Source organism: Bacteroides zoogleoformans, assembly GCF_002998435.1.
Taxonomy (GTDB): domain Bacteria; phylum Bacteroidota; class Bacteroidia; order Bacteroidales; family Bacteroidaceae; genus Bacteroides; species Bacteroides zoogleoformans.
This window is the reverse complement of the sequence record NZ_CP027231.1, coordinates 2,547,046-2,571,633: the sequence shown is the minus strand read 5'-3', so window position 1 is coordinate 2,571,633 and position 24,588 is coordinate 2,547,046. Positions and strand designations below refer to the sequence as shown.

Genomic DNA, 24,588 nt, shown 5'->3' with positions numbered 1-24,588 from the left:
CATTGTCTTACAGTGAGATATAGCTGCGAGCTGGTCGAGTTATAAGATAGTTATAATTTTCTTGCGCTTTTAGCAGCCTTCATTCGCTCAATCTCATGACACAAAAGAGCATTTTCTTGCTCTAATGCGCTTACCTTCTTCATCTCTTTCTGAAGTTGACGGCGGAGAGATTCGATTAGTTTGTCTTTGTCGGTCATTGCTTCTTATATTCAATCGCATCCTCGCCAAGTGTCATAGTGCTACCCACCACTATACCTTTCGTTCCGTCTGAGAGTGTGACATTCGGTTTGGAATATACATAAGTACCCTTTTTGTTTATTTCCGTTTTACTTTTATATATTAGTGTAAAACGGAATGTTCCATCACCGAAAATGATAGTACGTTCACCATCTCCATCATCTGGAGAGATCCATGTAGTGCCATTAAGCGTTTCATTAGAACTGTCATCATCTTTGCTGCAAGATGTTAACACAAGCGGAAGAATCGCCAAAATAAGGAATAAAATCTTTTTCATGTTTTACTTTTTATTGATTAGTCTATTTAATCGTTCTTTCCATTTATCTATTCCATTGAATTTTGGATTTAGTTTTATCATATCGGTTAAAAGTGTGATTTCTTTATCCTTTTGCTTTGTCTTTCTGTACAATATAGCCAGCCTGTCAACATCATGTGCATAGTTGTAGATGGTTAGGCTGGAATTGCTCTTACCCTCCTGAACACATTCCTCGTATGCTGATATAGCGGCGTATAAGTCTCCAGACTTTTCTAAAGCGGTAGCTTTGTTTCTACCATCTAATGAGGATTGAAATGACTGACCAAAACTTACATCGTTCTTTAGCTCTTTTTCCATCCTATCTATTTCAGATTTTAACACCCGCACTTTTTCCCCATCTTTAGCAAGAAGCATATCTGCAAATAATTCCGGGCTAAGTAGATATTTATATTTTTCCAATTCTTTTGCCGACAACAATACATATTTGTTGTTATCAACTTTATAATCAACACCTGAATCATTATAATAAGGTATACGAGTTGATTTCATCTGTTTAGATAAACCTTTTTGAGGAGGCTCCACCCCCAAAACTGCAAAAATAACACCTATTACAATAGAGGCTACAATCATAACGATAAAAGCGGTTAGCATAATCTCATAATATTACATCTTGAACAATATGTTGCTTCACAATCCATAATCCCCGTACAGAACTGATCTTTATATAAAAGTCATCATAATTATCTCTATCTATTGAACGGGCGATCCAGTATTCTTTTTCTTTCTCCGGTTCAGGATACTTTCGCAATATTTTGATGTGTCCATGATACAACCCGGTAGCCTCGTTCTCAACTACCACGCCGAAAACTTGGCCAAATGGTATATCAAGCGGAAATTGCGGATTAAAACCAACTTTTTTCAATGCCACCTGACATCCCGACGGATAGGCCGGCGCCATAGAGTTGCCCGATATCGTTGCTACTCCGTCGCAGTCTGTGCTATCCGGCAAATACCAAAATCTTTTGGTATTCTCTGTTAAATTGATAAGTTCAGTAGAACCTCCCGCAAACTCAAAACTAACTTCAGGAAGTATTCTCAGCCCCATCTCTATTGCCCTTTTGTATTCTTCCTCGGTCTCGATTATAATAGGACAATCTTGCTTATCGTTAAACACCTTGCCATCGCCAGTCATGATCCAACCGGAGTTTATATTCAAATCCTTCGACTGAAGTATGCTTTTCAGTTCTGTATATGTAGGATATTTCTTATCATCAATAATATCTCGCAATCTTTTCGGATGTATATTAACGGCTCGACTCATCTTTTCAAAATCTACGGAAGACAAAGTGTTATCTTCGCTAAACAACCGCATTGACAAGTGTTCGATTCTCTCCCACACTCCATCATCATGTATCACTACATCTTTTGTAACACCAGGAGCTTCCCTCTCACCCTCTCCTGTTGCAAGCCAGTGTTCGTTTACGCAGAAGTAATTTGCAAGTATCAACAAGTTCTTTTTCCCTATCGAAGCATTGCTCTTTTTCTTCAATCTACTAAAAACAGATTCTGAAATGCCCGTATCTTGTGAAATCACATACATTGTAACCCCTTTAATATCAGCTAATTCCTGTATTCTATTAAAAATATTCATATTTTACCACAAAAAATACTTCAAAATACTTGCATTTAATTCTATTTACTTCTATATTTGCACTGTGAAATAACGAGAGCGAGACTCGCAACCGGAGTTTTACAGCAAATATGATAGAGGGTGGCACCACGACGGCAATCAAGGTATTGCCACCCTCTTGATTGATTAAATAACCATTATTTGATAACTTAATCGCACACAAAGATGACTAAAAAAACAGATTCATCCAAAGGAATTCTACAAAATTCCGAGAATTTACCTTTCACAGAGTATTGTGCCACCCTTATAAGCTGCAGGGGGCATGCCAATCAACGTTCAATATTATTCAAAGAAGTAGCTGCCATAACCGGCAAGTCTTTATCAAGCGTTCGCAGGTGGGCACTCGGTATTACTAACCCCTCTCCTATGGAGAAAGAAGCGGTAGCAAAACTGCTCAAATCCGACGTTTCAGTACTTTTCCCAAAGATGTAGCCATGGACGCTCTTCATAATAAAGAGTTTTATCGCACTCCGAACGGAGAAATAATGATCTCCGATGAATGCGGAAGTCGTATTCTTACGAAAAACGACAGAGCATTCATATCAGAGATGCTTAAAAAAATGTGGGAGTTCTGGCCTGACGCATTGGCGTCTCTTTCCAAAGAATATGCAAAGTGCCGTCCTAATATTCCGGAGTTTGAATATAGAATTGTCTGCCGTTTCCTGAAGTGTAACTTCGGGAGATTCGATAGCACGCTTGATATTGATCAGTTAGGCAACTTCCACTTCGAAGAGGTAGAATGCCCTCTTCGGGGAGAATGCAAACTGGAAGGCATTGTCTGCCGACCCAAATTCAATAGTAAACTGTCGGACAGGGAGATAGAAGTCATGCACTTCTATTATAAAGGTATGCATGTGGAATATATAGCAGACCAGCTATGTATATCTCCCGAGACAGTTCTTACGCACAAACGGAACGCCTTACAGCGGACAGACACCCACTCACTGCAAGAGTTCTTCGTTTACGCACGCGATAACAATCTTTTCAATCAATAATTATTAACGATAGGCGCCAAGGCATAGAGATGCAGATTAGGTTTCAGTGATGGATTAAGCTCGCAACTAATATAAATCAACGAAACTGCCTAAAATAATATGATGGAAAGATACTTAGAGCGCATCGTAAGTGCAGGAATTAAAATTGGGACTATTCAGACATTGAATAGCCTTGGACTACTCCAAGAGGTGGTAACAACCTCGCAAGCGGAGCATATATATGGAAAACGCCTCATCAAAGAGTGGCGCGAAAAAGGCTGGATAAAGTTCTATCCGGCAAGGAATAAGGAAAGAGGAAAATACTATGTGAAACGGTCGGAGCTCGAAACTGCAAGTGCGATGCTTGATATTCACAACAAGATCCCAGACAACATTATTAAACAACTGATGTAATATGAATGGGAAATACTATTACAGAAGGTTCATGGGACATTATAACGTATACCAAGACGATGGTAACGGTAGAGGAATCAAAAAATGCCACTTCATGGACGAAGAAGATGCAAGAAAAGAAGTGTACCGGCTAAACGGCTGGGAATATAAACCTAAAAAGAACAAAAAAGATGAGTAATCAAATTCAAATCAAAGTGGAAGAGCTGAACGCACTTCCGGCAACAAAGATTGTCGAAAATCAAAACGTAGAGCAGAAGTTTATACAAATGTATAATGCTATCTGGGGTTCCCAAATGGGAGAACAAGTTTATTACAAGGAAGTATTTAACTTCCAAAAAGTTTTACGAGAGAATCCTAAACTCGCAGAGTGTAGCAAGATGTCTCTGTACGGCTGCTTTCTTGATATGGCAGTAAATGGGCTGTCTCTTGATAATACCAGCCATCCCCACTGTTATCTTATTCCGCGCAAGGTTAAGACTGGGCAAAAAGATTCCAGAGGATATGACATGTATGAGAATCGCGCCAGCGTATCAGTAACCGGCTACGGAGAATTAACCATGCGCATGCGTGCAGGCCAGATACGTTATGCAGATAATCCAGTCGTTGTTTACGAAGGAGATATATTCTCCGTCTCTCTAAACAATGGAGTTAAACAAATCACATACCAAGCAGCCATACCACGTAAATCCTCGAAAGTTATCGGTGCATTCATTCGCATTGTACGCGTTGACGGGTCAGAAGATTACCAATGGTTACTCCAAGGTGACATAGAACGCCTTATGAAGTTCTCGGCAAAAAATAATTCCTATTACGACAAGAACGGACAATACGTACAAGGAAAACCGAACGCTCTCTATTCTTCCCAAGAAGGAGGGGTAGATCCCGGCTTTCTCGAAAACAAAATGATTAAGCATGCCTTTGACGCATACCCCAAAGTTCGCACAGGCAACTATACTGTTATGGAGACAGAGACAGAAGAGCCACCTGTAATTGACTATGGAGTTGTGGATGAAAGAACAGTCAATGAACCGTCCGTGACATCTGGGAATGAAGACCCTAATGCGCCATTCGGTGAGGATAAGCAACTAGAAGCCCCTACTCCTGTAACTGTGAATGTGTCAAAGGCTGACGAAGAAGAAGGATTCTAATAACCTATAAATAAAAATATTATGTCAACAGATTTAATCAAAATAGATGAAGTAAAAGTACTATTCTCTTCATTTCCTGAAATAGTAGGAAAGAATGGCACTTCAGTGAGTAAGTGTAATGCAGCCGGCCAAGCGATTCTCGACACAATCGAGGGAGAAGGCATGAATGAAGAACTTGATGCAAAGGCATCCGAATACCTGAAAAAAGTTGGCGTAACGGTTAAAAATATGAATGACCGCCGGGCACCGCTTACGCAGATATTCGATAAAATCCGCTCTTTCTTTACATCACAAGAGAAAGCAATCGACCCGAAAGATCCAAACACGATACCCGGTAAGGTAGTAGAAAAGCGTAATCAGTATGCGCAATGGAAGTACGAGGAAGAGCAGAAGAGACGAAAGGAAGCAGAGCGTAGAGCTGCCGTGGAGCGCGAAAAAGCAACCTATCGACAGGAAGTGGAAAATGCACTTCTATCTTACTTCAACAGGTATCTACAATCTAAAGTAGAAGAGCTACAGAGTATATTCTCACGATTGACCTTTGCCAACTTCGACAGAGACGTAATAGGTATCACAGTCTTTCAAACGGATTACCCCAAAGCACATTTTGATAAATTCTCTTTTGATACCTCAACATTCTATATTTCCACTGAAGAAAAAACGGAAATAAGAAAATCGGCATCTCAAGGTAAATACGAAATGTTTGCCGCTAAAATGAAATCCGAATTATCACTTCTTAGACAAGATATGATAGATAGACTCCCATCTAAACGCAAGGAGCTTGCCGAACTGGAAGAACTAAGACAGCGCAATGCGGAAGAAGCGGCAAAGGCGGAAGCTAAACGCAAACAACGTGAAGCCGAAGAAGCGGCTCGGCGAATGGAAGAAATAAGAAAGCAGGAGGAAGCCGCAAAGCAAGCCAACGCAATGAAGACGCAACAAGATGCAATGGGAAGCCTGTTCGACGCGGCTGCCGCATCCGTATCAGCTCCTCCCACTAATGCGAAGGTAAAAGAAAAGATAGTGGTACTTCACCCACAAGGATTCCTTGAAGTCTTTCAGATGTGGTGGCTCAACGAAGGGCAAACACTATCTATTGAAGACCTTGAAAAGGTTTTTAAGAAGATGATAACATACTGCGAAAAGCAGGCGAACAGTAAAGACCAGACCCATATCCACTCACAATATATCCGTTATGAAGCGGATGTAAAAGCAAAGTAATATGAGCAATCCTGATTCATACTATCTGCGTAAAGAGGTTAGCAACTCTGACCTTACAGAGCTAAAAAACTTCCTATATCCCCGTCAACAGTACGGGGATAAGGAAGCGGCTTTCAAGTTTGGTACACTTGTCGATGCGCTTATAACGGAGAATGACCGTGTACGCTATGATAAGATGATGGTGGATGATTATGTGTACACGCGAGCAGAGTTTGAACTTGGCGTAGAGATGAGAAAAGCGCTTCGCAAAGAAGCTGAAAAGGATCAATTCCTCGCAACGGTGTTAAAGGATTCTGATTGCCAGAAATTCATGGTAAACAAACAGCAGGAATTTCATTACGGAAGTTTTTCATTTTATCTCGACACTCGCTGCAAGTGGGACTGGTGGCTACCTCCTTTAGGCTTCGGCGGAGACTTGAAAACTACGTTTGCATCCTCGCAGGCAGAGTTTGATGAAGCGATAGACTTCTTTGACTGGGACAGAAGCCGAGCTTGGTATATGGACATTGCGGGTAGCAATCAAGACTTCATCTATGCTATCAGCAAAAAGAATTGCAAGATTTTCAAACACTTCATCACAGGCCGGAATCATCCCACTTATAAAAACGGACGTGAAAAGTACGAAGACCTTGCTTTTAAGTGGTGGCAATTAATGGTGTAATATATTTTAAATGAAAAAGCAATGAACCTCAACGTCACACCGAAAAATCAGATACTCGCAGAACTGAACGAGATAGACGGTTTTCTGAATATAACCATGAGCGAGAACCCGGAAGAAGCTGTTGTACGTGGGAACGACCTTGCCGCATACGTGGCACGTACAGGAAAGCTGCTCGCGGATGCAAAATATCACCTCAACGAGGCTAAGAATAATGAGGTAATGGAAACACTTCGGGAAACTGCAAAGAACGCAAAAGCGACAGCAAAAGCAGTAAATGCTCTCGTCGACTCGTTATGCCGCGACGAACAATATATGGTTGATTGGTGTGAACGTGCAAACAGGACGGCAACGCATCAGCTATCATGGTGTGTTACCGTAATTTCAAAAGCAAAAGAAGAAATGAAACTGGGACGATTCGTCCCGCAAAACAACAGATAACATGAAGAAAATAAGATTAATCCTAAACGTGGTTGCCGGCTTTGGATTATTGGTAACAGTATCACTTGCCGATAGCTTATATCCTACGACAAAAGAACTCATTTCATCAGCCGTAATATTTGGCATGTCAGTGGCTATGCTGCTGACTTCCCACTTCCTGAAAGAGTATTCACCAAAATAAAAAAGAGTATGGAAAAAGTTAGAAATGACATTAAGAAAGCGATTATTAAGAAAGACCGCTTGAATGTAAACTTCAACGAGAGTTTTACAGAATCAAACTACACGAATGGAGTAAGCAAATCTTGTGACCAGATTATCCATTACGACTTGCGGCAAGCATTTGATAAGCTAAAGGTACACCTTGTAGCGCTATGCGAACAGCCGGAAGCGGAGCGAATCAATGAAGAAAGCATCAAAAGCCCCGGATTTGCGGAGACATTCCCCAACTACCAGATTGTTGGCTATTCACACAACAGCCAAGATGCGATTGATGGAGTGATAATCTTCGGAACAAAACTCCTTCAATCCGGTGGAACGCTTGACCTCAGTATTTGGACACCACTATACGATAGCGAATATCAGTATAAAGAAGATTTAGCGCTTGATATTCAGGCTTGCGATTGGGAGGTATCAGAATATCTATTCTCCGAGAAATGGGGCGTCAAGCAAACAATGCTTGACTTCGACACAGACGAACCGGCGGAGGCTAATTTAGAAGAAAAACCCAAGAAACGGGGCCGGAAGAAAAAAGACCTGATTCCGGTAGATGAATGTGCATAATACAAACCGGGGAGCCTTAGTGCTCCCCAATAACCAAATCTCAAAAAGGAAATGGATATAACTTTTAATGGCTCTTATTACGAGGTATCGTTCAGATATAGACCCTCCATTGTTGACCGCATTAAAACAATAGAAGGGAAACGCTATCATGCAGACCGAAAGGTTTGGTCAATACCCGCATCGCAGCGCGTAGCACTCGAAAGATTAGCTTATCAGGTACAACAGTTTGAAAAGGTAAATTGGGGAGGAGCTAATAGTGCATCCTATCGAGAAGAAGACATAGCCTATGATATCCCAGAGTTACCGACACTCAATATTCCGCACGGATTAAAAGTACAACCATACCCCTACCAACTTCAAGGAATCGCACGTGGGTTGGAATTGAAGCGATTTATTAATGCCGACCAGCCGGGTCTCGGTAAAACACTTCAATCAATCGCTACAATCAACCTTGCAGACGCATTCCCATGCCTTGTTATTTGCCCATCGTCCTTGAAAATCAATTGGGAGCGAGAATGGCATAAATTTACCGATAAAAAGGCTATGGTACTTTCCGATAAGGTTCGCGACACATGGACTTTCTTCTATCAAACAGGCTTGTATCAGGTTTTTATAGTAAACTATGAGTCGCTGAAAAAGTATTTTGTTCTGAGAATAAAAAAAGCGGAGAAGTGGACACTTCGCGATGTAGAGTTCCGTAATTCAATAGAACTTTTTAAGTCGGTGATTATCGATGAAAGCCATAAATGTAAGTCCGCCTCAACGCAGCAGGCTAAATTTTGCAAAGGTATCTGTAAAGATAAGGAATATATTATAGAGCTTACTGGTACTCCGGTGGTCAATAAGCCCAAAGACCTTGTACCGCAGATTTCAATCCTTAATAGGATGGAGGATTTCGGAGGTTACAAACGATTCGTAGAAAGATACTGCGCAGGTCAACGCGAAGCCTCGAATCTGAAAGAACTAAACTTTTTCCTCTGGAAGCATTGTATGTTCCGGAGAGAGAAGCAAAAAGTACTTCAAGATTTACCCGATAAGGTGCGACAGGTATATACTTGCGAAATAACGAATCGCAAAGAGTATGAAGATGCGGAAAGAGACCTGATACGATACCTACAGCAGTACAAAAATGCTGACGACGAGAAAATTGCTAAAGCTCTACGAGGCGAGGTGATGGTACGGATTGGAATATTACGCAATGTGTCGGCTCGTGGGAAAGTTAGGTCGGTTATTGAGTTCGTGGAAGACTTCCGGGAATCCGGGCAAAAGATTATTCTCTTCTGTTCACTTCATGAAGTAGTTGACCAGCTGAAAAGTTATTTCCCTACAGCCGTCACAGTCACGGGTAGAGACACACAAGATGAGAAGCAACGAGCCGTCGATAGCTTCCAGAATGACCCGAATACGGATATTATCATCTGCTCCATCAAAGCGGCCGGCGTTGGCTTGACGCTCACAGCCTCATCGAACGTTGGCTTTGTAGAATTCCCATGGACGTATGCAGATTGCGAGCAATGCGAAGACCGTGCGCATCGTATCGGACAGAAAGACAGCGTAAACTGCGGGTACTTCCTCGGTCGTAACACTATCGACGAGAAAGTGTATCAAATCATTCAAACAAAAAAGAATATAGCAAATGCAGTTACCGGAACGAGCGATGACATTGAAGAGAATGTTGTCGATATGGTAGCTAACATTTTCAATGATAAGATGTGATTATGGAATACGAAGATTTCTTAAGGTCAAAAATACGACTATCGGAGAATAGCGGCTTCCCCATCGATATTGCGGATATTAATCCGAAATTGAAGCCACATAACAAGCTGATGGTGAAATGGTTGGTAGAGGGAGGAAAGCGGGCTTGTTTTGCTTCTTTCGGACTTCACAAGACCGTGACACAATTAGAAGCGGTAAGATGTACACTGTCAAACGTAGGTTCAGGAAGCGGACTAATCGTTTGCCCGCTTTCCGTACAGCAGGAGTTCGTAGAGGACGCAAAGAATATACTCGGATGGGAAACACTACCGAATTTTATCCGCAGACCGTCGGAGATGTCCGGTAATGGTATATACCTAACGAACTATGAAAGCATAAGAGACGGCAAGCTTGACCCTAACCTATTCAAGGTAGCCAGCCTTGACGAAGCATCCGTACTTCGTGGGCTTGGCGGAACAAAGACATTCCGTGAGTTTATGCGGCTGTTCACAGGAGACGCCGGACCGATGCAAGACCGGAAAGGTGTGGAGCGCGTAAAGTATCGATTCGTGGCAACGGCCACTCCATCACCGAACGAATACATAGAGCTTCTCGCCTATGCCGATTTCTTGGGAGTGATGGACGTTTCACAGGCAAAAACGAGATTCTTCAAAAGAGATTCAACACATGCGGACCATCTTACACTTCATCCACACAAGGAAGAGGAGTTTTGGCTATGGATTTCGTCTTGGGCATTGTTCGTTAATAAGCCGTCAGACATTACGGGTAATCCTAAGGACGATGAAGGGTACATACTCCCTGAACTTGACTTGCGCTGGCACGAGATACCATCCGATCACACGAAAACGGAGATAGATAAAAAAGGGCAATACATCATGTTCAGGTCAGAAGCTCTCGGACTTGAACAGTCGGCAAAAGAGAAACGGGAAAGCCTGCCAGCGAGAATCGAAAAGATGCTTGAATTGCGCGCGGAGAATCCGGAAGCACACCGTATCATCTGGCATGACTTAGAAGCTGAGAGGCACGCAATAGAGAAAGCAATACCGACTATAAAGTCAATATACGGATCACAAGATTACGAGAAGCGGGAAAGGAATATACTCGACTTCTCATACGGACGCACTCAGGAGCTTGCGGCAAAGCCGGTTATCGCCGGTTCAGGCTGTAATTTCCAACGATATTGCAGCTGGGCGATATATCTCGGAATAGGATATAAGTTCAACGACTTTATACAGTCCATTCACCGCATACAACGATTCCTGCAAACTAAAACGGTACGCATCGACCTTATCTATACGGAATCGGAACGCAACGTCCGCAAATCGCTTGAAACGAAATGGGAAAATCACAATAAGCTGATAAAAAAAATGACAGAGATAATAAGAAAATACGGATTATCACACGCAGAAATGGCACAACACCTTGCCCGTAAAATGGGCGTTGAGCGTGTAGAGATTAAAGGCAAAGACTTTACCATAGTAAATAACGACAATGTGCCAGAGATGGCAAATAGTACACGCTATCCGGATAATTCGGTAGGGCTTATATGTACATCTATCCCATTTGCCACGCAGTATGAGTATTCGCCGAATTACGCGGATTTCGGGCACTCGGATAGCAACGATGAGTTCTTTAAGCAGATGGATTACCTTACCCCGAATTTATATCGGGTATTACAACCGGGTCGCATTGCAGTTATACATGTGAAAGACCGCATCGTTCCTATGGGATTGTCCGGTATGGGGTGTCAAACAGTTTATCCTTTCCACATGGATGTTCATCATCACTTTGTTAAGCACGGGTTTGCCTACATGGGTATGAAAACAATCGTTACCGATGTAGTCAGAGAGAATAACCAAACTTACCGTCTCGGGTGGACTGAACAATGCAAGGATGGCACAAAGATGGGAGTAGGTATGCCGGAATATCTCATGTTGTTCCGTAAGCCTCAAACAGACCGAATGAACGCTTATGCCGACACTCCTGTAGTGAAAGACAAAAAAGAGTGGCTTCCTGATAGAGAAGAGTGGAATAATAAAGACGGATATTCCCGCGCACGCTGGCAACTTGATGCAGCCGGATTTACACGTAGCTCCGGTAATCGTGGGATAACACCCGAAGAGCTTGCGTCGATGGATGCAAAGCAAATCTTTCAGACATTCAAGAAGTATTCATTAAACGAGGTTTGGGATTTTGAGTATATCGTGAAGATAGCTGAAACGCTGGAACTTAAAGGCAAGCTCCCTTCCGGATTCATGCTTCTGCAACCGCAAAGCTGGAACGATGAAGTATGGACGGATGTAACTCGTATGCGGACGCTAAATGGCTCACAATGGAGCAAAGGGAAAGAGATGCATCTTTGCCCGTTGCAATTCGATATCGTCGACCGTGTTATTGAGCAGATGAGTAATCCCGGAGATACTGTTCTTGACCCATTCGGAGGACTTATGACGGTTCCCTATCGTGCGATACAGAAAGGACGCAAGGGATTGGCTGTGGAACTCAACCCTGCTTATTTCTTGGACGGTGCCACATACTGCAAGGCTGCTGATGAAAAAGTAGACCTACCATCCTTGTTCGACCTAATAGATGAAACCGTATGAAAACATTAAAACTATTCCTCACAACCCTCTACATCGTGTTGTTCTACATCATTATGTGTAGTGTAATCTATGAGGTGGCGAATTGGATGATAAATAAGTAAAAATGAAAATAATAGTAAGTTTTTCTGGTGGAAAAGATTCACAAGCCTGCCTAATCCAAGCCGCCAAGCAATACGGAACCGATAAGATAGAAGCCGTATTCTGTGATACCGGGTGGGAACATCCGGATACCTATACACATATACATGACGTATGCAACCATCTCGGTGTTCCGCTTCGGGTGCTTAGAAGCGGCAGGTATTCCGATTTCGTTGACATGGCGGTGAAGCGTTCCCGTTTTCCCTCGTCAACAAGACGATTCTGCACGTCCGAATTAAAGATTATCCCGATGATAGATTATATACTCTCTCTTGATGACAGTTGCCTGATAATACAAGGAATCAGGGCGAAAGAGAGCGCATCAAGAGCAGAGATGCCGTATGAGTGTAATTACTTTGGGGAGTACTTCGAGTGGATTACGGACAAAAAGGGTAAGCAGAAATGGAAACAGTCTTATCGCCGAAAGGATGTGATAGACTGGTGCAACAAGCACGATGCAAGCGTATTGCGCCCCATATTCCGATGGACGGCACAAGAGGTTATAGATTACATCCTTGCAGCCGGGCAGCGCCCTAATCCTCTTTATGAGCGTGGATTTTCACGGGTAGGGTGCTACCCATGTATCATGTGTCGAAAGCAGGAGGTTAAGCTAATCTCGCAAGATGATTACGGGAGAAACCGACTGATTGCCGCCGAGAAGCGCATGCGGGATGAAACACCGAAAGGCAGTTCCTTCTTCCCGCCAACTTATATCCCGAAACGCTTCTGCGCGAACAGGGTTTACCCGACTGTTCAAGAAGTATTCGCCTATGTTAATCGTAACGATGCCGGAATGGACGATATGTTTGAGCCGGAGGGAGGGTATAGTTGTATGAGCTTGTATCATGGATTGTGTGAATAACTTAAAGAACGAATATATGGAAAAGAAAAAAGCAGAAAGAGCCAGACAGATACTGGCCGAAATAGAATGGTTACACAACATCAAAAATGCAACTGAAAAAGAATCCTCTCATTGGTGGAGCTTTCTTTCGCCTGACACTAAGAGATGGGATAGTGACGGTTTGGTAATGCCGGACATTCTGCGGCAAAAATTCGTTGAAGCCGTAGATGCGGCCATCACGGAAAAAGAAGATGAATTAAAAGAGCTGTAAAGAATGAACAATACCTTATTTAAGAAAATAAAAAGAGCAAACTGTAAATACGCTGAATACTTATCAGCTTGCGATATAGTAGCTAAAGAAGCGCAAAAACATATAAATTGGAACGATAACGTATATTGTTCCTACATGCCGAGTGACGGTCTTTGTATAGAAATTGAAGCCCATGTTTGCCCGGCTGCAAGATTCTTTGAGCTTCCTGAGCTTATCGGTGAAGATATGATTGATGAATACACATATAGAACTAATTGTATTTAATTCAGAACAGAAAAAGTATGAATCAAATGAAAATACTAAAACGGAAGAAGCCGCCCGGAGGCAGCTTCTTGTGTCGGCGACACTGCATTTTGATAACGCATTTTCTCTTTGATAGAGTCATATATCCAGTCGGATATAACATTTATTATAATCGGTAAGATTATATATGATAATATAAATGTAATCATGACTCTTTAAGTTTTTAATGGTTATGCCGGCAAAATCACCTAACACTTGGCAGGGATTTGAACCCACAGAGCGTTTGTTAGGCGCTCCCTTCCATAGTCCAAATGCTGTGACAAAAATACAAAAGTAAAATTATAAAAAGAATATTATGGCAAAGATTTATGTAGCAAGTAGTTGGAGAAATGTATTTCAACAGGACGTTGTAGCTATTCTCCGTGATTTAGGACATGAGGTTTACGATTTTAAGAATCCTCCTCATGGTAATGGTGGATTCCAATGGTCTGATATAGATCCTGATTGGCAGAATTGGACAACGGAGCAATATATAGAAGCACTTAATCACCCAACTGCACAGAAAGGTTTTGATTCAGATTTCAACGGTATGCAGTGGGCTGATGTCTGCGTTATGGTTCTTCCTTGTGGTCGCTCTGCTAACACAGAAGCTGGCTGGATGAAAGGTGCAGGTAAGAGGGTGATGGTTTATTCTCCGAAAAAGGAAGAACCGGAACTTATGTATAAGATATACGATTTTGTGAGTGATAGCATATTTCGCATCAATGATGAGATAATTGGAGTATAACAATACAGAAATGAGTAAAAAGAAACTATACCTAAGCCTGCCCATCACTGGCAGGCCTTTGGAAGATGCGAAAGAGTACGCCTCGAAAATGAAAGAGCGCCTAACATTTCAAGGCAACGAAGTGATAACGCCTTTCGAGATAAACCCAAACAGCGAAGAACCATACTCCCGGCTGATGGGGCGGTGCATCGAAGCTATGCTTGAATAGGGAGATATGCGGGAAGAATATGTTAAAGATTTGGAATAATATGAAAAGGAGGCACTTCCACAAAGGAGAGCCCCCCTTAAACACATCACTAAATCTTCACTAATGATTCTAATGAAAAATAGCCCTCTTTTAATTCCCCTGATACAAACCAAGTACAATAAGCTTTAACTCCAGATGTGTACTCGCCGATGTTTTGAATTGTCATTTTGGGTCCTCCTGATTTTAAGATCACTACATCTCCTGCCTTTAAATCCATAACAATAAAAATTAATATTAATACTAAGAATATCAATATTGAAATTACAAAAACGGTACTAATAAATTGAATATGACATTTTGTCTTGTATGAATGTAGTTTTTAATTAAATATCTAAATAATGAGACATTCCAAAGAGATTTGCATTGTATGCGGCCGTGAAACAGTTTCCGTTATCAATTCTAATTCAGGATTCATGTGTTATAACTGTTATGCCGAAATGCGCAACCCATCAAGGAAGAAGAAAGCTGTGAAGCATGAAGAAGCCGATATGCAAAGCGAGTTCTTCAATAAAGTGTTTACCATATTCCCGAAACTCCCCAGAAAACTACTTTTTGCGGTACCTAATGGTGGCAGCCGGAATAAAATAGAGGCCGCGAATATGAAACGTCAAGGAGTGACGGCAGGAGTTGCAGATATTATTCTGCTTGTGCCGAAGAAAGGGTTTGCTTCGCTATGCATCGAATTCAAGACAAAGACAGGCAAACAATCCGACGAACAGAAAGAGTTCCAATTTCAAGCGGAGAAATGCGGTAGTAAGTATGTTGTAGTGCGAAGTGTTGAGCAAGCGTTGAGAGAAGTAAAGGAGTATATAGAATAGCCTATATACTCCTTTAGTTTAATCCACCATCTTAAACCTTTTGCCACAGTTGGGGCAAACAATCGAGTCGGGAACCTGAAACAAGTCCGGTATTTCTACTTCGAGAGCATCGGCTTATGGGGCGTAGTCTTGTCCTTTCGATTTCCATATAAATTCTATAAATGGATTTTTTGAACCTTTTGGTAAAGTTCCATTCAGTGAAGGGTTAAGTAATAAAATGAAGCCTTGTTCCGCCATTTGCATGTTCTGTATCCGATTATAGGTTCTCATTAATAAATATACTTCAAACGATGTAGTATTATTGAATGTACTTTGAACTAAAGGTGAACTGTGTTTGCCGCTTCGCAAAGACTGTATATGTGAGTATATCCTTTTCTTTAAATTTGATGAAGAGCCAATATAGTAGTCATTCCCAAAACGAAGGAGATACACAATGCCTTCATCTTTACCATATACAGGCTTAAACCAAATATTAAGTTCACCATTTCGGTATTCACCGACCTTCTCTAATTTATCGTAGTTAATCATCTTCTTTTGTGATTTTTAGTTTTGTACCGCAATTAGGGCAAATTATGGTATTCTCTAACTCATCAGCGAAAAAATCACCAACATTGCATCCAATAACATTCGCTATCCTTTGGAGTGTTTCGACTGTTGGGTTTTTATTGATGGATTGCGACAATGCCCCCTTAGTTATGGGTTTCCCGTTCTTACTCTCCCATTCATTGGCTATACGCTCAATAGTATAACCACGTGCTTTTATTACCGTTTTTATATCCATATATAGTATGTTTAGTTATAACTATATGCAAAGTTACAACAATTTTGTAGTTAATTTACATCATATCTAAACATTATTTAGAATTTATATTGTTTTACCTAAATCCTCATAAAATGTTAATGTTTTGTTAAAGCTATACTTTTATTAGTCGATGTTTAGATAAATCTATATATTTGCATCAAACAAAAGAAAAACAATAATAAATACTATAAATTATGATTACAATCATCAATAAGTACACGGGTGAAGAGATTTGCAAGTACAGCGGCGCAAATACTTGCTACGCAACAGTTGACAGCTTCATCGCTAACGTGAAAGGAAGCGGATGCTTCAGAAAAAGGTGGCACATGATAGTCGACTACTTCATTAGCATAGGTGGGCATTCTGTTCAGTGCTTACTCAAAGAGCAGTATGCCGTTAAAGAGTGTATGGGTGAGTGACAAGGTAACGGGCGACTAACCGTCGCCCACAAAAAATATGATTATGGAAACAGAAAACTTTTTGAACGATATGAGACTTGCCGCAAGAAATGGCGAACTTAGAGAGTTGTCAATATCCGATTTCCCAGATATTATCGGGAAGAGAATACAAACGATATACTTTGGCTATGCCGGCCAAGACGTTGTGGATGATTTCACCGTAGGCGAACTGGTTTCCTTGTGGGATTTAGCCGGAAGAACAGGGTTTGATGGATTTAAAACCCAGCAAGAATACTGGGAAAGCTATATGTCTGATAAACAGATATCAGACAAAGAAAACTGCTTGACTATTTTAGCAAATGAAGGCAGGTGTACATACATCAATCTGCATCAAGAATTAGGCAATAAAATGTTTACTTGTTCAGATGTTGACAGGGTGGTTTTGTATAGAATTGTCGAATAGAAAAACATATAACGCTGTACTACCGGCATAACGGGCAAATAACATGAAAAAAATAAAAGCCTACTCCGTAAGATTGGCGGATTTGAAAAGCATTTCGCCGAAAGCTTATAAGGCCACAGCCTTTGACGGTTCGAGCGCCATCATACCCAAATCGATGGTGTTTGGAAGAGACGACGAAGTGCAGAAAACCTCTGCATACTGGATTGCGGCATTTATTCTTGAAAAAGAGGATTGTAAGTTGCAGTACTCTCATAAAAAAGTAAAATGGTTCAATAAAAAATAATATTAAATTATGAATAAAATCAGACTTTCTATTATAGAAGACAAAATTAAGGTTGAAACACCATACAATGAAGAGTTTGTAACACGCTCCCGTAATCTTAGGGGGAAATGGGAGGATGGCGCATGGTGGTTTGATGATACAATCATAGACTACGTGCGTGAATTGATGTTGTCTTGCTTTGGAACTACCGGGGAATCCCCATACGAAGAATGCGATTTGATCGTGAAGGATTTTACCGGATATGGGGCATGTGCTCCCGTCAAACTTTTCGGGCGCACCATTGCTTATGCCCATGGTCGTAATTCTGGCGCTAAATTAGGAGAAGATATTGTTTTTATATCAGGAGAATACGGTTCAGGAGGATCTACAAAGAATTGGCGTACAGAGGTACGTAATGCAACCTTTATTATAAAAGGGGTTCCTTGTCCTTCGATTACAATGAGCGATGTAAAAGCAGCTATTGAGGCTGGGTGGTGTGAAGTTAAATACCCCAATAAAAAAAGGAAACCCGAAGAGATTCAAGCTGATATTGATAAACATAACACGGTATTGGCAGAACTCAAAAAAGAGTTAGAAGATGCACAGCGCTCTTGAATATATTAATTCTCGAATACGTTATTCGAGGTTATATAAAGCAGGGAAAAGTGGAGTAGAAAGGCTCTACTTTCCTTTTTACCCAAACACCAAGGACATCAAGGTCTCAACATGGTTTGAGATTGTAAACGACCGTATAACCCCTTGCGTCCAAGTTATGAATTATCGGAGCAGAGACCTGTACGATGTTCAAAAAGCAGAATTAATTAAAAAGGGAATTTATAAACAATTCCATGAAATAATTAACTATTGCGAACTTAAGCGAAAGAAAGTACCATTGCTTGAACGCCTAAAAGATGATATTGCTCCGTTTTATGACGAACGTAGTGAGAAGCATCAGGTAGATGCCCTCCGGTTCCTGTGTTCTATGAAGGTGTCAGCATTAAACGGCGACATTGGAACTATGAAGTCGAAAATTGTCATCGATCTATGCGCCAGCAGATATTATGCTGGGCAAATTAAAAAGGTGCTCGTGTTTCTCCCTGTTGCAACAAAGGGGAACTTTAAGGAACAAATAGACTTATGGAATACTTGTCCTGGACTTGATTGGAAACTTATTGGGCATGAGACAATGGGAAGTAGCAAGAAGGCTATATTTGAAGCCTTGAAATATGTAGACAACGAAACCCAGATTATCATCGATGAGTCACATTTGATAAAAAATCCGCTTGCAAAACGCTCTAAGCGTATCAAAATAATTTGTGATAGAGCAAGCTATAAAGTGGTTATGACAGGTACTCCGGTAACTGAGAATGTACATAACTTATACATGCAATATGCAATGTTATCCGATTTAATAATTAATGTGTCTAACTGGCTGAAGTTTGAAGAAAAGTATTTGGTAATAGGTGGGTATAGCGGAACAGAGGTTATTGGTTATAAGAATCTTGACCACTTACTGGGACTAATAGAACCTTACACATATCAAATAGATTCCTCCGTATTAAAGCTTAGTGCTAAGATTGAACACACTCAATATTGCGGATTGAGTTTAGAACAGGAAACATTATATGAGTATGAGAAAGAGCGGTTGCTGGAACTTATTGTCAACGATACAGTACGAGCCACTGATATATTCCAAACATTTACGAGAATGCAGCAAATTACTTCGGGATTTTACATAAGCCCATATGGTAAAAAGATTGAGATGCACACCGAAAAGACGGATGTACTGAAAGATCTTAATTTTAAAGAGAAAACCGTGTTCTTTTGTAAATTCATTTTTGAGGTTGACACCCTGATCAACTTCTTCGGCAAAGAAAATTGCGCAGAGTTCTCAGGAAGAAACCCGAAAACCCGAGATGCCGAAAAAGACTCTTTCGTGCGAGGAGATAAGAAGTATTTCATTGCAACGATGCAGTCAGGAGGAACAGGTTTAAATGGGCTACAATATGCTTCTAATAATGTCGTATTTTTTTCAAATTCTTTCTCTTACTTCCAGAGGAAGCAGAGTATCGGAAGGTTGGATCGTAAGGGACAAAAGAATCAAGTACATGTGTGGGATATATTAACAACCGCCAAGATAGACCATCGAATAATGAGATGTCTTGAAAGAAAGGAAAATATTGCCGATCGAATAAAAAAGCTTATCAATGACAAAACAAAATTGAAAAAATATATCGAAAACTTATGATTATGGCTATATTTGTGGCAACCAATGATTGCCGTCATGATAATAATAATTCTCAATGGAGTAGAAGAAAGGCTATATACTATTGTCGCTCCTCTCGTCATGTCCCCCTCCGTTCTCCGCCAAAACCGCGGAGCAGCTTTCAAAACATCACCAAAACACACATGGGTTGTTGCTGTCGAAGAAAAAGGGGAATGCATCGGATTTCTGCCTTGCTTACCTAAAAAGGGCGTTGTGGAGATAAATAATTATCATGTAAACAACCGTGACAAGGAGGTATTTAAAACCATGCTTAGCGCGGCATTAAAGAACTTCAAAGGAAGTCCTATAGAGGTTATTACGCAAAGGGTTGATGAATCAGCATTAAAAGAATGCGGATTTAAGCCTGTATTCGAATGGGTTAACTACGTTAGATACTTCAATACAAACAAATGAATGTGCATGAATTAACAATAGAACGTCTTAACAGAGTATTCTCTGAGTTCGACAACGTGTATGTATCTTTCTCGGGTGGTAAAGATAGCGGAGTACTTCTAAACCTTTGCATTGATTACATACGGAAGTATTACCCTGGCCGTCGTCTTGGAGTGTTTCACATGGACTATGAGGCGCAATACGAATTCACTACGCAATACGTTAACGATACCCTCGCCTCCAACTCTGATATATTAGACGTGTATCGCGTTTGTGTTCCCTTCAAAGTGCCTACATGTACGTCAATGTATCAAGACCATTGGAGGCCGTGGGAGGAATCCAAGCGGGATATATGGGTAAGCGGTATGCCGGATGGATGTTACACAAAGGATGATTTCGATTTCTTCCGGGAAGATATGTGGGACTATGAATTCCAAGAAAAGTTCGGGCAATGGCTTCATCAGCGTACAGGAGCAAAAAGAACCTGCTGCCTTGTAGGTATACGCACACAAGAAAGTTTAAACCGGTGGCGGGCTATCCATAGCGATAGGAACTATCGGAATTATGAAGGTTTGGAGTGGACAAAAGAAATGTCTGATAATGTTTACAACGCATACCCGATATTCGATTGGCTCACAACAGATGTTTGGACGGCAAATGCACGTTTCTGCTGGTCGTATAATAAACTGTATGACCTATATTACAAAGCTGGAGTTCCACTCGAAAAGATGCGCGTTGCAAGTCCCTTCTTATCTGCCGCCCAAGGGAGTTTAAAACTATATCGCGTCATTGAGCCACATACATGGGGAAAACTCGTCAGCAGGGTTAATGGCGTTAACTTCACCGGCATATACGGTGGAACTACTGCGATGGGATGGAACTCGATAACTCTTCCTAAAGGCCATACGTGGGAAAGTTATATGTATTTCCTGCTTGATACACTTCCGCCAGAAACAGCAGAGGGATATAGAACTAAACTTGCAACCTCTATGAAATTCTGGCAAGAGAGAGGTGGTGTATTATCTGATGATACGATCAATAAGCTACGTGATGCTGGCATTGATATAACTGTAGAGGATAGCACTAATTACAAGACAGACAAAAAACCGGTCCGGATGAAGTATATAGATGACATCGATATTGCCGAGTTCAAAGAGATACCTACATACAAGCGGATGTGTATATGCATTATGAAGAACGACCATTTGTGTAAGTATATGGGATTCTCCCAGACTAAGCATGAGATGGAAAGACGAAAAGCAATAATGGAAAAATATAAGAATATATTATGATGAAAGATTTATTTGAAGAGAAATCAGAATATAAAAGCCCGGTATATAATGTAAAAGCCATACCGGTAGAAAAAATACAGGCAAACAGTTATAATCCTAACAGTGTTGCTCCTCCGGAAATGAAGCTGCTTTATCAATCGATCAAGGAGGACGGATATACGATGCCGATAGTGTGCTATTACCTTGCGGATATAGACAAATACGAAATTGTAGATGGCTTTCACCGCTATACGGTCATGCTGAAGCATCGGGATATCTACGAACGCGAAAACGGGATGATGCCGGTAGTCGTTATTGAAAAAGATGTATCAAATCGTATGGCATCTACCATTCGTCATAACCGTGCCCGCGGCTCTCATGATGTAGAGCTGATGAGTAATATTGTTGCGGAATTAACCAAATCCGGCATGTCGGATGCTTGGATAATGAAGAATATCGGAATGGATGCAGATGAATTGCTTCGCTTGAAGCAGATAACGGGGCTTGCTGAATTATTCATGAACAAAGATTTTTCAGAAGGATTTAAAAATGAATAAATCAGACTCTTACGCATAAATAACTTCATTTTGTGCGCATAATATTCTAACATTTTTGCTCAATCAACAATAAAGGCGACTACCCATCACGGGTGGCCGCCTTTACTGTGAACAAAAAGTACCATCTACTTAATATGTCGCCTGTACAAGATGTACAGCAAAAGCACAATCAACGCCCCGAACATCCAACCGCCCATATCAAGCTTAACACTTTCCCATTTGGTTAGTTTCTTTTCGACGGGGTAGGGCACTTGCACACTATCTGTTTGTAGGACGGTGTCCGTCTTATTGATAAAGAGGTATCGATACTCCATCAGCTTGATATACTTATATACGGTGTCTCCTTTATCAAGGACGTATATACTGTCATGCTTGTATATACTGTCATACCGGATGCTGTCGCGGGTACGATACTCTATTTTAGTTGTCTCTACGGGCACGTACCTGACGGATGAGCACCCATGCAACAGTAACATAAGCATCATAAGGATAACAGCTATGCAACCTATATGCAAAAGGCGTTTGGCTTCTTGGTATTCTTTTCCCGTCATAATCCTTCCTCCTTTACGATTCGTCTGACCATATTAAACACCTTACCCATGATGTCCGCATAATCCGGTGCAGTGGCATACTTGCCTCCTACGTTATCCACTAACTTGCAGACAAAAAGTTCGGGATTCTTCCGGTACGGCCAAGCGTCGGCAAACTGCGGACGCTGAAGCAGCATGAAGTGGTCGGCAAGACAATCGGCCACGCTGTCGTAATCACGGAACAGTCGCTTAACGGTGTACTTGTACCGGTACTCCGACAGTTTAACCACCTGAATCACCTTTTCGGGGGCTTTGAACGCTACATCCGGGCGTGAGAAGTACTCGGTAGTCGTTACCAGTTGTACGGCACCGGGCCACGTGCTGCCCTTGGTGATGCCGAAGAGGTTATTGCCTATTGCAGACTTTCCCCAGCCGCTTTCCAGTGCAGCCTGTGCGGTGACAAACACGGGGTCGATTTCTCCCATCTTCTTGGCTTGCGGATATATCCACCTTACAAATTCATTCGGCTTCATTGCGTACCTCCTTACCCTTATTCATATACTCGATTATCGCCTGTGCTATCTCGGCGGGCTCGGTGCGGTTCTTGGCTATCTCGGCAGCGAGTGCAGCAACCTCTTTATATTCATTGCGCACCTTTTCGTTGGCTTTCTCATAGATAGACTTAAGCTCCACGAGTGAGATACCCAACGCCCCGAACAGTGTCACTACAGGGAAGATGGGCACCGACCATCCATAATAACAATGCAGATACCATACTCCGCCCATCTGCATAACGTCAATAACGCTAAGCGCAATCAGTGCGTTATAGTATCTGGCTATCTTGTCGATAGTTTTCTTGTATCCAAAACTTGACCTTACCTCGCCCCGCGCCTTGGCCTTGCGCACACCGCTCCATAGGTCTGCCATTATCATAATAAACACCTCGATGTAGATGCCGAATAGCATCCACGCCACGACAAACAGCTCATTCAATCCTTTCATAATTTAATCGTTTAACATTATTTAAAATTAAAAACTTCAATACTTTGCTGTACGGCGGGCATAAAAAAGCCCCGACAACCTGAAAATGGCTGTCAAGGGCATAATTACAACGCAAAGATAATATTATATTCCTAAACGTCAATGGTTCTATCCATTCTTTTTAAGTGGTCATTCAACGTCTTTGGATTGCATTTCAGCTTGCGACATATTGCCGATTTGGAATACCTATATGCAAGCATTGTCCGGATAAGAGCTTCCTTTTCTGTCAGCTTGTAGTGACTGTTCTTGCTTCCGACTTCCCTGCCAAGCTTTTTACCGGTAGCCTTGCGCATGGCAAGCGCCTCTTTGTTACAAAGTGCCTACCGGCTGGTCTGGATGGAAAGAATTATAGTTAGTAGGCGGTTTCCCGCCTACTACTAATATAAAAATGCTGAAACGGGACGAACTCTGTACTGGCACGCACTCTTAACATCGCCGTCCACGGTACCGTAGTTAGGATTCAAATACCACGCGTAGGTCTCACTATGCTCGGTGCTACTCCAGTGCTGCATTTCGGCTAACTGCGTTGCGCCGTTAATAAGCGATAGCGCATAATTGATTTTACGCATATTTGCGCAAATCATCATCAACTCCCCTAATGATGGCAACCACCAACGCCCGGCGGTCAGACCTTTGCCGTTGGCGTTTACGCGGCTGTACTTCGCACAAAATCCAGGTGCGTAACTTGTGCTGCTACATTCGGCGTGGGTAACTTGCGCAGCGGTGCTTGCCTTACCCGCCCAATCGTCTAACGCCGTTAATCTGTCGGTTGTCGTTTTTCCGCCTGCACTAACGGCTGCACTGCTCCATCGCAGCGTAGTTTCTGTAGGTGCGACCACTAAGATTTTGCCGCCATCAACGACTACCACGCCCTCAGCTATCTCACCGCCGTTTTGATAACTCGTCCATTTGTCCGGGTTAACCATTAACGGGTAATCGTCGCTTTTGCGGTGGAACATAATGAATACCCCATCCGTTGACACCTTTGGTAAGTCCATCCCGGCAGGAATGGCTAACTTCTGCTCCAACATCTCCCGGCTTATCACACTGTCAAGATTCACTGTCTTAATCATACATTGTTACTTTTATCGTCCAAAGTATATGATTAAGACTATATGATGC

The 24,588-nt window shown here is 41.7% G+C and carries 37 protein-coding genes; 25 read left to right on the top strand and 12 right to left on the bottom strand.

Going from position 1 to position 24,588, the window contains the following annotated elements; all coding sequences use genetic code 11:
• Positions 1 to 50: 50 nt before the first annotated feature.
• The 5 genes from C4H11_RS14215 to C4H11_RS14090 all read right to left on the bottom strand — a co-directional run bounded on the left by C4H11_RS14215 (position 51) and on the right by C4H11_RS14090 (position 2,632).
• Positions 51 to 197: a hypothetical protein gene (locus C4H11_RS14215; protein WP_164996536.1), complete on the bottom strand. Its 147-nt coding sequence runs from the start codon at positions 195 to 197 to the stop codon at positions 51 to 53.
• Positions 194 to 514, bottom strand: a complete 321-nt coding sequence (locus tag C4H11_RS10765; protein WP_106041935.1) for a membrane lipoprotein lipid attachment site-containing protein — start codon at positions 512 to 514, stop codon at positions 194 to 196. The genes C4H11_RS14215 and C4H11_RS10765 overlap by 4 nt, the downstream gene beginning before the upstream one ends.
• A gap of 3 nt (positions 515 to 517) precedes the next feature.
• Entirely contained in the window at positions 518 to 1,123 is a 606-nt protein-coding gene (locus C4H11_RS10760) for a hypothetical protein (protein ID WP_129588307.1), read from the bottom strand.
• Positions 1,124 to 1,148: 25 nt separating this feature from the next.
• Entirely contained in the window at positions 1,149 to 2,144 is a 996-nt protein-coding gene (locus C4H11_RS10755) for a helix-turn-helix domain-containing protein (RefSeq protein WP_106041932.1), read from the bottom strand.
• A gap of 308 nt (positions 2,145 to 2,452) precedes the next feature.
• Entirely contained in the window at positions 2,453 to 2,632 is a 180-nt protein-coding gene (locus C4H11_RS14090) for a hypothetical protein (RefSeq protein WP_129588306.1), read from the bottom strand.
• A 99-nt stretch (positions 2,633 to 2,731) separates the two neighbouring features.
• On the opposite strand from C4H11_RS14090, the gene C4H11_RS10745 reads away from it, so the two are divergent.
• The 16 genes from C4H11_RS10745 (at position 2,732) to C4H11_RS10675 (ending at position 14,626) form a co-directional block, all read left to right on the top strand.
• Positions 2,732 to 3,178: a helix-turn-helix domain-containing protein gene (locus tag C4H11_RS10745; protein ID WP_234819821.1), complete on the top strand. Its 447-nt coding sequence runs from the start codon at positions 2,732 to 2,734 to the stop codon at positions 3,176 to 3,178.
• Between the two features lie 99 nt (positions 3,179 to 3,277).
• Entirely contained in the window at positions 3,278 to 3,571 is a 294-nt protein-coding gene (locus C4H11_RS10740; protein ID WP_106041926.1) for a hypothetical protein, read from the top strand.
• A 1-nt stretch (position 3,572) separates the two neighbouring features.
• Entirely contained in the window at positions 3,573 to 3,749 is a 177-nt protein-coding gene (locus C4H11_RS14210) for a hypothetical protein (RefSeq protein ID WP_164996535.1), read from the top strand.
• Positions 3,742 to 4,719 carry a recombinase RecT gene (locus tag C4H11_RS10735; RefSeq protein ID WP_106041924.1) on the top strand — a complete coding sequence of 326 codons (978 nt, stop codon included), beginning with the start codon at positions 3,742 to 3,744 and terminating at the stop codon, positions 4,717 to 4,719. The genes C4H11_RS14210 and C4H11_RS10735 overlap by 8 nt, the downstream gene beginning before the upstream one ends.
• 21 nt (positions 4,720 to 4,740) lie before the next feature.
• Positions 4,741 to 5,940 carry a hypothetical protein gene (locus tag C4H11_RS10730; RefSeq protein ID WP_106041922.1) on the top strand — a complete coding sequence of 400 codons (1,200 nt, stop codon included), beginning with the start codon at positions 4,741 to 4,743 and terminating at the stop codon, positions 5,938 to 5,940.
• Position 5,941: 1 nt separating this feature from the next.
• Complete coding sequence (locus C4H11_RS10725) at positions 5,942 to 6,601, top strand: PD-(D/E)XK nuclease-like domain-containing protein (RefSeq protein WP_106041920.1); 660 nt, start codon at positions 5,942 to 5,944, stop codon at positions 6,599 to 6,601.
• Positions 6,602 to 6,622: 21 nt separating this feature from the next.
• Positions 6,623 to 7,039: a hypothetical protein gene (locus C4H11_RS10720; RefSeq protein WP_106041918.1), complete on the top strand. Its 417-nt coding sequence runs from the start codon at positions 6,623 to 6,625 to the stop codon at positions 7,037 to 7,039.
• A 1-nt stretch (position 7,040) separates the two neighbouring features.
• Positions 7,041 to 7,220, top strand: a complete 180-nt coding sequence (locus C4H11_RS10715) for a hypothetical protein (RefSeq protein ID WP_106041916.1) — start codon at positions 7,041 to 7,043, stop codon at positions 7,218 to 7,220.
• An 8-nt stretch (positions 7,221 to 7,228) separates the two neighbouring features.
• Positions 7,229 to 7,819 (top strand): hypothetical protein, encoded by a 591-nt coding sequence (locus C4H11_RS10710; protein WP_106041914.1) that lies wholly within the window; start codon positions 7,229 to 7,231, stop codon positions 7,817 to 7,819.
• Positions 7,820 to 7,870: 51 nt separating this feature from the next.
• Positions 7,871 to 9,535 carry a DEAD/DEAH box helicase gene (locus tag C4H11_RS10705; RefSeq protein WP_106041912.1) on the top strand — a complete coding sequence of 555 codons (1,665 nt, stop codon included), beginning with the start codon at positions 7,871 to 7,873 and terminating at the stop codon, positions 9,533 to 9,535.
• A 2-nt stretch (positions 9,536 to 9,537) separates the two neighbouring features.
• The gene (locus tag C4H11_RS10700) at positions 9,538 to 12,138 is read left to right on the top strand and encodes a DNA methyltransferase (RefSeq protein ID WP_205729968.1); all 2,601 of its coding nucleotides are present in this window, start codon (positions 9,538 to 9,540) and stop codon (positions 12,136 to 12,138) included.
• A gap of 103 nt (positions 12,139 to 12,241) precedes the next feature.
• A complete protein-coding gene (locus tag C4H11_RS10695) occupies positions 12,242 to 13,138 on the top strand; it encodes a phosphoadenosine phosphosulfate reductase family protein (protein ID WP_106041910.1) in 897 nt (298 codons plus the stop codon).
• 16 nt (positions 13,139 to 13,154) lie between these two features.
• Positions 13,155 to 13,388, top strand: coding sequence for a hypothetical protein (locus tag C4H11_RS10690; RefSeq protein ID WP_106041908.1), 234 nt, complete (start codon positions 13,155 to 13,157; stop codon positions 13,386 to 13,388).
• 3 nt (positions 13,389 to 13,391) lie between these two features.
• On the top strand, positions 13,392 to 13,652 hold the full coding sequence (locus C4H11_RS10685; RefSeq protein WP_106041906.1) for a hypothetical protein: 261 nt from the start codon (positions 13,392 to 13,394) through the stop codon (positions 13,650 to 13,652).
• 334 nt (positions 13,653 to 13,986) lie between these two features.
• A complete protein-coding gene (locus tag C4H11_RS10680; protein WP_106041904.1) occupies positions 13,987 to 14,418 on the top strand; it encodes a hypothetical protein in 432 nt (143 codons plus the stop codon).
• Between the two features lie 10 nt (positions 14,419 to 14,428).
• Positions 14,429 to 14,626, top strand: coding sequence for a hypothetical protein (locus C4H11_RS10675; RefSeq protein WP_106041902.1), 198 nt, complete (start codon positions 14,429 to 14,431; stop codon positions 14,624 to 14,626).
• 88 nt (positions 14,627 to 14,714) lie between these two features.
• On the opposite strand, the gene C4H11_RS10670 is transcribed toward C4H11_RS10675, so the two are convergent.
• The gene (locus C4H11_RS10670) at positions 14,715 to 14,831 is read right to left on the bottom strand and encodes a hypothetical protein (protein ID WP_234819929.1); all 117 of its coding nucleotides are present in this window, start codon (positions 14,829 to 14,831) and stop codon (positions 14,715 to 14,717) included.
• Between the two features lie 172 nt (positions 14,832 to 15,003).
• Between C4H11_RS10670 and C4H11_RS10665 the strand changes: the two genes are divergently transcribed.
• The gene (locus C4H11_RS10665; protein ID WP_234819820.1) at positions 15,004 to 15,483 is read left to right on the top strand and encodes a VRR-NUC domain-containing protein; all 480 of its coding nucleotides are present in this window, start codon (positions 15,004 to 15,006) and stop codon (positions 15,481 to 15,483) included.
• A 114-nt stretch (positions 15,484 to 15,597) separates the two neighbouring features.
• On the opposite strand, the gene C4H11_RS10660 is transcribed toward C4H11_RS10665, so the two are convergent.
• Together C4H11_RS10660 and C4H11_RS10655 are read right to left on the bottom strand one after the other, a co-directional pair.
• Entirely contained in the window at positions 15,598 to 16,011 is a 414-nt protein-coding gene (locus C4H11_RS10660) for a GIY-YIG nuclease family protein (RefSeq protein ID WP_106041896.1), read from the bottom strand.
• Positions 16,004 to 16,264: a helix-turn-helix domain-containing protein gene (locus C4H11_RS10655; protein ID WP_106041894.1), complete on the bottom strand. Its 261-nt coding sequence runs from the start codon at positions 16,262 to 16,264 to the stop codon at positions 16,004 to 16,006. Before C4H11_RS10655 ends, C4H11_RS10660 begins: the two co-directional genes overlap by 8 nt.
• 215 nt (positions 16,265 to 16,479) lie before the next feature.
• Here C4H11_RS10655 and C4H11_RS10650 point away from each other — a divergent pair, with 215 nt between their 5' ends.
• From C4H11_RS10650 to C4H11_RS10615, 8 genes are all read left to right on the top strand, one after another.
• The gene (locus C4H11_RS10650; RefSeq protein ID WP_106041892.1) at positions 16,480 to 16,704 is read left to right on the top strand and encodes a hypothetical protein; all 225 of its coding nucleotides are present in this window, start codon (positions 16,480 to 16,482) and stop codon (positions 16,702 to 16,704) included.
• A 43-nt stretch (positions 16,705 to 16,747) separates the two neighbouring features.
• Positions 16,748 to 17,146 (top strand): hypothetical protein, encoded by a 399-nt coding sequence (locus tag C4H11_RS10645; RefSeq protein ID WP_129588305.1) that lies wholly within the window; start codon positions 16,748 to 16,750, stop codon positions 17,144 to 17,146.
• A 43-nt stretch (positions 17,147 to 17,189) separates the two neighbouring features.
• Positions 17,190 to 17,429, top strand: coding sequence for a hypothetical protein (locus C4H11_RS10640; RefSeq protein ID WP_106041888.1), 240 nt, complete (start codon positions 17,190 to 17,192; stop codon positions 17,427 to 17,429).
• Positions 17,430 to 17,438: 9 nt separating this feature from the next.
• Entirely contained in the window at positions 17,439 to 18,023 is a 585-nt protein-coding gene (locus C4H11_RS10635) for a hypothetical protein (RefSeq protein ID WP_106041886.1), read from the top strand.
• A 157-nt stretch (positions 18,024 to 18,180) separates the two neighbouring features.
• Positions 18,181 to 19,656 carry an SNF2-related protein gene (locus tag C4H11_RS10630; RefSeq protein ID WP_164996534.1) on the top strand — a complete coding sequence of 492 codons (1,476 nt, stop codon included), beginning with the start codon at positions 18,181 to 18,183 and terminating at the stop codon, positions 19,654 to 19,656.
• A 36-nt stretch (positions 19,657 to 19,692) separates the two neighbouring features.
• Positions 19,693 to 20,088 carry a hypothetical protein gene (locus C4H11_RS10625; RefSeq protein ID WP_129588304.1) on the top strand — a complete coding sequence of 132 codons (396 nt, stop codon included), beginning with the start codon at positions 19,693 to 19,695 and terminating at the stop codon, positions 20,086 to 20,088.
• Entirely contained in the window at positions 20,085 to 21,359 is a 1,275-nt protein-coding gene (locus tag C4H11_RS10620) for a DUF3440 domain-containing protein (protein ID WP_106041880.1), read from the top strand. The genes C4H11_RS10625 and C4H11_RS10620 overlap by 4 nt, the downstream gene beginning before the upstream one ends.
• Positions 21,356 to 21,895 carry an IbrB-like domain-containing protein gene (locus C4H11_RS10615; RefSeq protein WP_394336037.1) on the top strand — a complete coding sequence of 180 codons (540 nt, stop codon included), beginning with the start codon at positions 21,356 to 21,358 and terminating at the stop codon, positions 21,893 to 21,895. Before C4H11_RS10620 ends, C4H11_RS10615 begins: the two co-directional genes overlap by 4 nt.
• A gap of 125 nt (positions 21,896 to 22,020) precedes the next feature.
• Here the strand turns inward: C4H11_RS10615 and C4H11_RS10610 are convergent, their stop codons facing one another.
• The 4 genes from C4H11_RS10610 to C4H11_RS10590 all read right to left on the bottom strand — a co-directional run bounded on the left by C4H11_RS10610 (position 22,021) and on the right by C4H11_RS10590 (position 24,539).
• On the bottom strand, positions 22,021 to 22,446 hold the full coding sequence (locus C4H11_RS10610; RefSeq protein ID WP_106041878.1) for a hypothetical protein: 426 nt from the start codon (positions 22,444 to 22,446) through the stop codon (positions 22,021 to 22,023).
• Positions 22,443 to 22,958, bottom strand: coding sequence for a glycoside hydrolase family 73 protein (locus tag C4H11_RS10605; RefSeq protein ID WP_106041877.1), 516 nt, complete (start codon positions 22,956 to 22,958; stop codon positions 22,443 to 22,445). The genes C4H11_RS10610 and C4H11_RS10605 overlap by 4 nt, the downstream gene beginning before the upstream one ends.
• Complete coding sequence (locus C4H11_RS10600; RefSeq protein WP_106041875.1) at positions 22,945 to 23,427, bottom strand: phage holin family protein; 483 nt, start codon at positions 23,425 to 23,427, stop codon at positions 22,945 to 22,947. The genes C4H11_RS10605 and C4H11_RS10600 overlap by 14 nt, the downstream gene beginning before the upstream one ends.
• 416 nt (positions 23,428 to 23,843) lie before the next feature.
• Positions 23,844 to 24,539 (bottom strand): DUF1566 domain-containing protein, encoded by a 696-nt coding sequence (locus C4H11_RS10590; protein WP_106041873.1) that lies wholly within the window; start codon positions 24,537 to 24,539, stop codon positions 23,844 to 23,846.
• Positions 24,540 to 24,588: the final 49 nt, after the last annotated feature.